Genomic DNA, 11,262 nt, shown 5'->3' with positions numbered 1-11,262 from the left:
ATTTTATACAAGATTTTAAAAAAATAGCCTATTTTCAAGTTGATTTGTAAGATAATTGTTTTGTCAATAAGAAGCGGTTTGTATTTATCATAGAGATTAAATGTTAAAAAATGTTAATTATATGAAGATATGATTTATTTATTTTCGGACCACTTTTTTTACTATGGTTCCTGAATCAGACAAAATTTGGAACATATAGACTCCAATCGGTAAATTGGACACGTCGATGATTGTGGATGGGCCTTCGAGTTTTTTTGAAAAGAGAACACGGCCCAAGATGTCAAAAATGTTCAGGTTTGCATTCTCCAGTGCGCCTTTTTCAATTGTAATATTTCCAGCTGTTGGGTTTGGATAGAATCTGAGAGCATTTTTTTCTTCAAAATCCCCTGTTCCCAGATTGCCTGCCAGAGTGGTTACCGAAAAGGCATGACTGGCTGCTGAAACGTTTCCTTCACTATCTTTTGCTGAAACGGTAAAGGAATAGCTGGTGCTGGGATTTAGTCCCGTAATGGCATAGCTTGTTTCTGTTACAGAGGTCAGCAGCATGCCATCTTTGTAGATGGAATACGTTATTATTGCCTCATCCTTTTTCTTAGACATTCCAGCTCCTGCAATTTCTGAAGCACTCCAGGACAGCATCGTGGTCGTGGCTGTAGTCCCGGATGAGCTTAGGTTTGATGGAGCTGTAATTTTCGGCTGGTCTGAAACTATTGTCCCTATCGTAATATCAAAAGTTCCTGTTCCCGAAGCATTGGTTGCCTTAATGCTATAGGATTTTGCAGCAATAGCCTGAATTGGCGTGCCGGTAATTATTCCTGTTGTAGGATCCATCTGTAAGCCTGCAGGAAGGGGAGGGGTTACAGTGTAGGCTGGGCTTATCTTTCTGATGATATAGTTTTCGTCATCCGCCACATAGAGGTTTCCTGAAGCATCGACAGTAACTCCTTTTGGCGCTGCAAAGCTTGCTGCAGAACCGAATCCGTTATCTTCTCCCGCTATTCCATTTCCTGCCCAAGTGCTTACGGTTCCTTGGGGAGTGATTTTTCTTATGATATTTTTATAGTTTTCCGACAGGTAGACGGTTCCCCAAGCATCTATTGCTATTCCGCTAGGACTATAGAAGCTGGCTTCGGTCCCGATGCCGTCGACAACGGCTTGGGTTCCATTTCCTGCCAAGGTGCTTACTGTTCCGTCCGGTGCTATCTTTTTCACTTTATAGTTTCTGCTGTCTGCAACATAAATAGTGCCTAACGCGTCAAGTGCTATTGAGACAGGATTAAAGCCGGTGGCAGGCAATGTGCTTACTACTCTTTCGGGAGTTATTTTGCGTATCGCACCATTGTATGTATCGGCGACATAAATATTGCCCGAAGCATCGGCGGCTATTCCGAAAGGAGTGTCAAAACTCGCTGCTGTCCCCGTACCATCAGCACTTCCCTTCTTTCCGTTTCCGGCAAATCCGCTAACAACGCCTGCCGGTGTGATCTTCCTGACCATATTGTTTTCGGTATCTGCCACATAAACATTGCCTGAAGGATCAACGGCTACTGCATTGGGATGTTTGAATTCTGCTTCAGCGCCAAGGCCTTCAGCATAGCCAAAAGTCCCGTTTCCCGCCAAAGTGCTGACAGTGCCATCCGGAGTTATTTTGCGTATTTTATTGCCGCCCAAATCTGCAACATAGACATTGCCCGAAGCATCCACTGCTATTCCTCTGGGCATATTAAAGCCTGCTATATCGGCGCTCCCGTCAGTGCTATTGCCTGAACCGCTTCCTGCATAGGTGGAAGTATATCCGCCTGTAATCTGTCCTCCGGCATTGGTAGGGGACAAAGGTGGGATTGCTGTATTAATCGCATAGTTTACAGGTGATGGGTAGCTTATAATTGGGGCTTTTTTAAATGTTCCGATCGTAATGTTAAAAGTTCCCGATCCCGAAGAATTGGTTGCCGTTATTGTATAGGTTCTTGCTGGAGCGGCTGTTTTAGGCATGCCACTAATGGCTCCGGTTGAAGCGTCCAGATATAAGCCTTCCGGCAGCTTCGGGGTTATGGTATAGCTCGGTTTTATTTTGTAGATTATATTGTTGCCATTTGCCACATAGACGTTGTTCGAAGGATCAACCACTATTCCAGAAGGGTAATAATAGTTTTGGCTAGGATTCCCGGGCTGGTTTTCTGCAAAAGTAGTCACCACTCCTGTTCGGGATATCTTTTTTATTTTCGCGTTGCTCCTGTCTGCAAGATAAACTGTTCCTGAAGCATCAACAGCCAATTCAGAAGGGTGATAAAAAAGAGCGCTTAAGCCGGTGCCATTGACATCGCCGATGGTTGAACTTCCTGCTAAGGTGCTTACGCGTCCCGAAGGATTTATCTTTCTTACCCTGTTGTTATCAACGTCACCGATATAGAGATTGCTCGAAGCATCAATCGCTATTCCTCTAGGGTAATTAAAACTTGCGCTAATGCCTGTAAAGTCCCTGGATCCAACTGTCCCATTACCCGCGAAGGTAGTTGTCTCCCCCGCAGGTGTAATCTTTCTGATTCTCTGATTATTGGTATCGGCGACATAGACATTGCCCCGCGCATCAACGGCTACTCCGCTTGGAAATAAAAAGCGTGCCCCTGTACCTGCTCCGTTTTGAAAACCAGCTGTTCCGCTTCCTGCTAAAGTACTGACAGTTCCCTCTGGGGTGATTTTTCTTATTCTATGGTTTGCGCTATCGGCCACATATACATTTCCCGCAGCATCTACAGCTACTCCTATCGGTCCGTTAAAGCTTGCTTGAGCAGCGCTTCCGTCAGCAAAATAGGCTTTTCCGTTCCCGGCAAAAGTTGTCGTTGCTCCATCAGGAGCTATTTTGCGTATTTTATGGTTATTGTAATCCGCCACATAAATGTTGCCCGAATCATCCATGGCAGCTCCTGTCAGATCAAAAAAGCTTGCCGAAGCACCGTCCCCGTCAGCACTTCCTGTCGCGCCGCTTCCTGATAAGGGCGTCCTTGTTCCCAAAGGGATCGGTCCACCGGTATTGACAGGAGAAAGAGGAGCGATTACGGTGTTGATTTCATAGTTTTGAGGAGAAGCATAACTGAAGATAGGCTTCTCTATTTTTGTTTCAATTTCAAGATTAAATATGCCTGTTCCCGAAGTATTGCGTGCGGATACTTTATAAACGGTTTGCGGAGTGGCTACTATGGGTGTACCACTAATGGCTCCGGTTCTGATATCGATGCTCAGGCCGGCAGGTAAGGCCGGCTCCACAGTAAAGCATCCGTAATTTATTTTTCTGATCTTATTGATATCCGTATCGGCCACATAGACGCTGCCTATCGCATCTATTGCCACCGCAGAAGGACTGTAAAAGCTTGCTGCGCCGCCAGTGCCGTCAGCACTGCCTTTCAGGCCGCTTCCCGCTAATGTGCTAACCTGCCCTTCAGGGTTGATCTGCCTTATTTTATAGTTGTCGCCATCTGCCACAAAAAGGGTGCCCGCTGCATCGATCGCTACTGCTTTCGGATAATTGAAACCTGCCAGTTTGCCTTTACCGTCTGCATCATCCTTTGTTCCGCTTCCGGCCAAAGTGCTGACCATTCCTTCAGGAGTGATTTTTCTGATTCTGTTATTATAGGTGTCAGCGACATAAACAGTTCCCGAAGCGTCAACCGCTACTCCATATGGGCTATAAAATCGCGATGAGCTGCTGTAGCCGTCCTGATAGCCTAATGAGCCTGTTCCTGCTAATGTGCTTACCTCTCTGCTGGGAGTTATTTTTCTGATTTTATTGTTGTAAGTGTCTGCGACATAGATATTGCCCGAAGCGTCAACAGCTATTCCCTGAGGGGAATAAAAGCGCGCTGCTGCCCCAGTACCGTTAGCAGAGCCTGCTATGCCACTTCCTGCCAGTGTGGTTACGGCTCCCTGAGGCGTTATCTTTCTTATTTTATGGTTGTTGGTATCTGCTACATAGACATTGCCAGCGGCATCAACTGCCACTGCGCTAGGCAGGTTAAAGCTCGCCACTGCGCCGCTTGCGTCGGCCATGCCGGCTATTCCGCTTCCTGCCAGCGTGCTTACAGTTCCCGTAGGGGTTATTTTTCTTATTTTATTATTGTAAGTGTCTGCCACGTAAATATTGCCTTCAGCATCTGATGCCACTCCTTTAGGCCGGTCAAAGCTCGTTGCGGCAGCACTGCCATCGTTCCAGCCTAATTCTCCGCTTCCTGCGAAGCTGGCTGTTACTCCATACGTTACTAAACCTCCTGTGTTTGTAGGGGACAGGGAAGGTATTGCTATGCCTAATACATAACTTTTTGGTGTGGTATAGCTAATATTTGGAGCCTGTGCCCATAAGCCTGAATGAATCAGAGCTGCGGCTAAAGAAAAATAAAATTGTTTTAACATAAAGTTTGCAATTAAAGAATGATGCCTGCCTTCAGGCATTTTATACTAAAAAGACTCAGTGCAAATGGATTATGGCTGATCTGCAAAAAAATCGCTTAAATTATCTGTAAACATATAGATTTTTTTTTGCAATACTTTACGTATTTCCGTAATGGCAATAAAAAAAAGCAATGATATAGAAGGAGTTGCTGCATTTAGCAATGTCTCAGGACTTTATCACTTTAAATTTGACGAGACAACTTTTAAACTATTAAAAGATTTTTCTTCTAAGGAGATAGAAGCACTAGAAAATACCTTTTGCTAGTCAATGGGAATTTTTGGAAAGTTTTAAAGTTCATTGGAATAAACCATCGACTGTTTAGTAGAATGTAAAATGATTTGATTTAAAAATGTTTGAAGTAAAATTTTATCAATTTAGAAAAGGTTTTATGGAAAAAGGTTCAGGTAGATGAGAAGGAAGCTAAAATTATTTTGGAATTACTATATTTGGTATTAAAAAATTACGATAAACCAAAAGAGAAAAAATCTTATATCCTTAACGTGACTTCAAACCATCGTTTAGTTTCGATTAAATCTCAGATAAAGCCACTTTTAGACTGTTTATTTAGAATAGACTAAAGATTCCTTGTAAAAAATTCGAACCATAAAATATTAGGGCGTAAAGGCTTAAAAAAGCTATAAATTTATGTATAAAAAAAAGAGACAACTATTATATAGTTGTCTCCTTAAGTGACCTCGACTGGATTCAAACCAGTAACCTTCTGAGCCGTAATCAGATGCGCTATTCAGTTGCGCCACGAGGCCTTTTTGTTATCAATTAGTTATTTTTTTGTAACTTCGTTGATTGCTTATTGCGGGTGCAAAGATAGGCATAAATGTGAGATATACAAGCATAAAATAACATAAAAATAAAAAAAAATGAAGATTGAAAGTTATATACGTGATATTCAAGATTTTCCAAAAAAAGAAATTTTGTTTAAAGATATCACTCCACTGTTAAATGACCCAATTGCGACAAAAAATACCGTTTCTGTTTTAGTTGAATCTTTAAAAGGACAAAAAATAGATAAAGTGGTGGGAGCAGAAAGTCGGGGGTTTTTCTTTGGGATATTATTGGCCCAGGAATTAAATGCAGGTTTTGTTCCGGTTCGAAAGCCTAAAAAACTACCTTATGATACCATTTCGGCTACTTATGAGTTAGAATACGGCACAGATAGCTTAGAAATGCACACAGACGCAATAAAAAAGGGAGACAGGGTTTTGATCCATGATGATGTTTTAGCGACAGGAGGGACGGCTAAAGCAGTTTGCGAACTGGTAGCGAAATTAGGCGGCGTAATTGTACAATGCAATTTCCTGATGGAGCTTACATTTTTAAACGGAAGGGAAAAAATTAAAGAACATCCTATTTTTGCCGCTATTACTTATTAGTAGTTTTAGACAGAGCAATAGAAATAAAAAAATCCCAATTCTGAAATAATTCAAAATTGGGATTTTTATTTTATATAAAACGATTTTATCTCAAAGTCGCTCCAAGCTCTGTCTCAAAAGTATGTTGTAATTTCGACATGATTTTGTCAATTTGAGCATCTGTAAGCGTTTTTGTGTTATCCTGAATGGTAAAGCTCAATGCGTATGATTTTTTGCCCTCAGGAAGCTTGCTTCCTTCGTAAACATCAAATAGGTTAACATCTTTCAAAAGCGACTTTTCTGTCTGCTTAGCAAGGTTAAAAATGCTTTCGTAAGTAGTGCTCTTATCAATTAATAAAGCTAAATCTCTACGAACTTCTGGATATTTAGGAATTTCAGAATATTTGATTTTTCCTGTGATGATTTTTAAAACCAAATCCCAGTTGAAATCGGCAAAATAAACATCTTGTTTGATTCCGAAATGCTTTAGAATTGATTTTTTAATCACACCCATTTCTACCAATGTATCATTATTGTAGCAAATAGCAGTTCCTTCTGAGAAAATATCAGATTGTACCGGAGCATTCGAAATTTTATCAATTCCTAAACGAGCCAAAATTCCTTTTACATATCCTTTTAATAAAAAGAAATCAGTAGTTTTTTGCGGAGTTGTCCAGCTTTCTTTGTTTCTGTTTCCGGAAATCAACAAAGTCAAATGTTTGTGCTCTTCGTATCCGTTAAGATATTTGTGGTATGATTTTCCGAATTCGAATAATTTTAAATCAGAATTCCTTCTGTTAATATTATATGAGATCGCTTCTAAACCTGAGAACAATAAAGATTGACGCATAGTAGACAAATCACTACTTAGCGGATTCAGCATCGTAACGTTGTGCTCTTCTTTTAAAGCAGTCGATAATTTAGCATACGATGCAGTGGTCAAAGAATTGGCCATCATTTCATGAAATCCCTGAGAATTCAATTGAGATGCTATTACATTTTGTACTTTATAATCTTCCGTTCTTGGCGAATTAGAAACTGTTGCATTGAATTTTTTAGAGAAGTTAATGTTGTTATAACCGTAAACTCTCAAAATTTCTTCAATAACATCAATTTCGCGCTGTACGTCTACACGATAAGCAGGAATAGTTAATCCTAAACCAGAATCAGAAACGCTGTTTACTTTTATATCTAAAGAAACCAGGATTTTCTTGATCGTATCTTTTGGAATTTCCTGTCCGATGATTTTAGACACATGGCTAAAATTCAATAGAACTGAAAAATCTTCTATTTTCTTAGGATAAACTTCTACAACGTCAGATGTTATTTTTCCACCTGCAACTTCTAAAATTAATAGTGCTGCACGTTTCAATGCATATTCTGTAATCGTAGGGTCAATTCCTCTTTCAAATCTAAAAGAAGCATCCGTATTCAATTGATGTCTTTTTGCCGTTTTACGAACACTTACAGCATCAAAATAAGCACTTTCTAAGAATATTGTTGTTGTACCGTCTGATACACCAGATTTTTTTCCTCCAAAAACTCCTGCAATACAAAGCGGGCCTTTTTCATCACAAATCATTAAATCTTCTTTGTGTAATGTTCTTTCAACATCGTCTAAAGTCACAAATTTAGTACCTTCAGGAAGTGTTTTTACAATTACTTTTCCGTTAATCTTCGCAGCATCAAAAGCATGTAAAGGCTGTCCTAATTCATGCAAAACATAATTAGTAACATCGACAATATTATTTTTTGGAGTTAATCCAATCGCTTTTAAACGATCTTGTAACCATGCCGGAGATTCCTGAACAGAAATTCCTGAAATAGTTACACCGCAATATCTTGGCGCTAAAAGAGGCTCTTCGACATTCACATCTATTTTTAAAGTACGCATGTCTACTCTAAAATTACTCACAGATGGCGTGATTAATTCTACGTTTACGCCACGCTGAAGCATTCCGGCTCTTAAATCACGTGCAGTTCCAAGATGACTCATGGCATCCGCACGATTTGGAGTTAAACCAATTTCGAATACTTCATCATTCGCAATTTGAAAAACTTCTGAAGCCGCTGTTCCTGGAACCAGCTTTTCATCCAGCACCATAATTCCGTCATGGCTTGTACCTAAACCTAATTCATCTTCGGCACAAATCATTCCGTGGCTTTCCTGTCCGCGAATTTTTCCTTTTTTAATGGTGAATTCACCACCGTCTTTATCGTATAAAACTGTTCCTATAGTCGCTACAGGAACTTTTTGTCCGGCTGCAACATTTGCTGCGCCGCAAACAATTTGTATTGGATTTTCAAGACCAATATTTACAGTTGTAATGTTTAATCTATCCGCATCAGGGTGCTTTTCGCAAGTAAGTACGTGCCCTACAACCACTCCTTCTAAACCACCTTTAACTGATTGGTATTTTTCGACAACTTCTACTTCAAGACCTAAATCTGTAAGTAATTCTGAAGTTTGCTCAGATGTCCAGTCTGTTTTAATAAATTGTTTTAACCAGTTGTAAGATATTTTCATGTTAACTTTTTTATTCTTGTATAAGGATACAAATATAAGGATTGCGTATGGTAGTAAGAAACAATTTATTTGGTTTTTTCGAGCTGTTTTTATTTTGTATAAAACCCTCTGTTATTGTGTAGTTTATAATTTTAATGCTAATATTTTACTAATTAATTATTAAAATAAGCTTATAAAAACGAATGTGTAATTTTTGTGCTACTAGATGAATGAAAAGTGCTATTCTGTTTCGATTTATGAAACTAAATTTGAAATGAATCAAAAAAAACAAATTATGAACACTGCCACACAAAAACCTGAATTTAAGGTAAAATATGATAATTATATCAACGGAAAATTTACAGCTCCGGTAAAAGGAGAATATTTTGATGTTCTATCTCCAATTGATGGAAAAGTATTTACAAAAGCCGCTCATTCTGGCAAAGAAGATTTAGAGATAGCGGTTGATGCTGCTTATGAAGCTTTCAAAACATGGGGAAAAACCTCTGTAACCGAAAGAAGTATTTTATTAAATAAGATTGCGCAAAAAATAGAAGACAATCTTGAGTATATCGCTACTGTTGAAACCATCGATAACGGAAAACCAATTCGTGAAACACTAGCAGCAGATATTCCATTGGCAATAGATCACTTTAGATATTTTGCGGGTGTTATTCGTGCCGAAGAAAGCTCTATTGCAGAACTTGATTCTCAAACCGTTTCGATTGCTTTAAGCGAACCTTTGGGCGTGGTTGCGCAGATTATCCCGTGGAATTTCCCGATTTTAATGGCGGTATGGAAAATCGCTCCGGCATTGGCCGCAGGAAATACAATCGTTTTGAAACCGGCAGAAAGCACGCCAATTTCTATCCTAGTTTTAATGGAATTAATAGGTGATATTTTGCCTCCGGGAGTTTTAAATATCGTAAACGGTTTCGGTGCAGAACTTGGCCGTCCGTTAGTTACAAACAAAAAAGTAGCCAAAGCAGCATTTACAGGATCAACTACTACAGGACGTTTGGTAATGCAATACGCTACAGAAAATATTATTCCGGTAACGTTAGAACTTGGAGGTAAATCTCCAAATATTTTCTTTCCATCGGTAGCGGATCATGATGATGATTTCTTTGATAAAGCGATTGAAGGCGCAGTATTATTTGCTTTGAATCAGGGTGAAATCTGTACTTGCCCGTCAAGATTGCTAATTCACGAAGATATTTACGACAAGTTTATTGCTAGAGTAATCGAAAGAACCGAAGCGATTATTGCAGGAAATCCTTTGGATAAGTCCACAATGATTGGCGCTCAGACTTCATTGGTTCAGAAAGAAAAAATCATGTCTTATATAAAATTAGGTAAAGAAGAAGGAGCAGAGCTTTTAACAGGGGGAGACGAAAATCATTTAGGTGGAGATCTTGAAGGAGGTTATTATATCAAGCCAACGTTGTTTAAAGGTCATAATAAAATGAGGATTTTTCAGGAAGAAATTTTCGGACCTGTTCTCGCAGTTACCACTTTTAAAACCACCGAAGAAGCCATCGAAATTGCCAACGATACCATGTACGGTTTAGGCGCTGGTGTCTGGACGCGTGACGCACATGAAATTTATCAGGTTCCAAGAGCGATTCAGTCAGGTCGTGTCTGGATCAACCAATACCATTCTTATCCTGCCGGTGCTCCTTTTGGAGGATATAAACAATCCGGAATTGGACGTGAAAATCATAAAATGATGCTGGGACAATATCGTCAGACTAAAAACATGCTGATTTCTTATGATAAAAAGAAATTAGGTTTCTTTTAAAGAGTTGTATAAACCAAAGCTCAGTAAACGAATTACTTACTGAGCTTGCAAATCAATAAAACTATGTTGCCAAAAACAATGAAAGCCGCAGTTGTAAGAGAATTTGGTTCTCTTTTAAAAATTGAAGAAGTTGAAGTAAAACGCCCGGGTAAAAATGAAATTCTTGTAAAAGTAATTGCAAGTGGAGTTTGCCATACCGATTTACATGCTGTTGAAGGAGATTGGCCCGTAAAACCAAAAATGCCATTAATACCGGGGCACGAAGCCGTAGGTTATGTGGTAGCAGTTGGTCAGGATGTAAAAAATGTAAAGGAAGGCGATGCAGTTGGTGTGCCATGGCTTTACAGTGCTTGTGGCGGTTGTGACCAATGTATTACAGGTTGGGAAACTTTATGCGATACGCAGCAAAATGGCGGTTATAGCGTAGACGGCGGATTTGCCGAATACGTAATTGCGGATGCCAGATATGTTGGGATTTTACCATCAAATGTAAATTTTATGGAAATGGCTCCTATACTTTGCGCTGGTGTAACTGTATATAAAGGTCTTAAAGAAACAGAAGTAAAGCCGGGAGAATGGGTAGCGATTTCAGGTATTGGAGGTTTAGGACACGTTGCTGTACAATATGCTAAAGCAATGGGAATGCACGTTGCCGCAATAGACGTTGCGGATGACAAACTTGACTTAGCCAAAAGACTTGGTGCCGATTTAGTAGTAAACGCAAAAAATCAAAATCCTGGAGAATTCTTGAAAAAAGAAGTTGGTGGAATGCACGGGGCATTGGTTACAGCTGTTTCGCCTATAGCTTTCAAGCAAGGACTTGAAACTTTAAGACGAAAAGGTACAATGGCATTAAACGGACTACCTCCAGGAAATTTTGATTTATCAATTTTTGATACTGTTTTAAACAGGATAACAATTCGCGGTTCGATTGTTGGTACACGTAAAGACATGAAAGAAGCAATTGAATTTGCTACAGAAGGAAAAGTAAAAGCAACAATAACCCCTGCAAAACTAGAAGATGTAAATGACGTTTTTGATAAAATGAAAAAAGGTCAGATAGAAGGAAGGGTAGTTCTTGAAATTGCAAAGCCTTAAAGTAATCATGAAAGCAACAAACCTAATATGTTTGTTGCTTTTT

At 39.5% G+C, this 11,262-nt stretch carries 5 protein-coding genes and 1 tRNA gene; 3 read left to right on the top strand and 3 right to left on the bottom strand.

The window, feature by feature from the left end; translation table 11 throughout:
- Window positions 1–138: 138 nt before the first annotated feature.
- Both FLACOL7796_RS12590 and FLACOL7796_RS12585 read right to left on the bottom strand, forming a co-directional pair.
- Complete coding sequence (locus FLACOL7796_RS12590) at window positions 139–4,404, bottom strand: NHL domain-containing protein (protein ID WP_173971126.1); 4,266 nt, start codon at window positions 4,402–4,404, stop codon at window positions 139–141.
- A gap of 730 nt (window positions 4,405–5,134) precedes the next feature.
- Window positions 5,135–5,208 (bottom strand) — tRNA-Arg (locus FLACOL7796_RS12585).
- Between the two features lie 114 nt (window positions 5,209–5,322).
- On the opposite strand from FLACOL7796_RS12585, the gene FLACOL7796_RS12580 reads away from it, so the two are divergent.
- Window positions 5,323–5,835 (top strand): adenine phosphoribosyltransferase, encoded by a 513-nt coding sequence (locus FLACOL7796_RS12580; RefSeq protein ID WP_173971125.1) that lies wholly within the window; start codon window positions 5,323–5,325, stop codon window positions 5,833–5,835.
- Window positions 5,836–5,920: 85 nt separating this feature from the next.
- Here FLACOL7796_RS12580 and pheT read toward each other — a convergent pair whose 3' ends face one another.
- Complete coding sequence (pheT, locus tag FLACOL7796_RS12575; RefSeq protein ID WP_173971124.1) at window positions 5,921–8,341, bottom strand: phenylalanine--tRNA ligase subunit beta; 2,421 nt, start codon at window positions 8,339–8,341, stop codon at window positions 5,921–5,923.
- A 274-nt stretch (window positions 8,342–8,615) separates the two neighbouring features.
- Here pheT and FLACOL7796_RS12570 point away from each other — a divergent pair, with 274 nt between their 5' ends.
- Together FLACOL7796_RS12570 and adhP are read left to right on the top strand one after the other, a co-directional pair.
- Complete coding sequence (locus FLACOL7796_RS12570) at window positions 8,616–10,121, top strand: aldehyde dehydrogenase family protein (protein WP_394367910.1); 1,506 nt, start codon at window positions 8,616–8,618, stop codon at window positions 10,119–10,121.
- Window positions 10,122–10,199: 78 nt separating this feature from the next.
- Window positions 10,200–11,219 carry an alcohol dehydrogenase AdhP gene (gene adhP / locus FLACOL7796_RS12565; protein ID WP_232067367.1) on the top strand — a complete coding sequence of 340 codons (1,020 nt, stop codon included), beginning with the start codon at window positions 10,200–10,202 and terminating at the stop codon, window positions 11,217–11,219.
- Window positions 11,220–11,262 lie beyond the last annotated feature (43 nt).

Origin of the sequence: Flavobacterium bizetiae (assembly GCF_902804475.1) — a bacterium.
GTDB lineage: Bacteria > Bacteroidota > Bacteroidia > Flavobacteriales > Flavobacteriaceae > Flavobacterium > Flavobacterium bizetiae.
The sequence above is the reverse complement of the archived record's forward strand: the minus strand, read 5'-3'. Positions and strand labels throughout refer to the sequence as shown.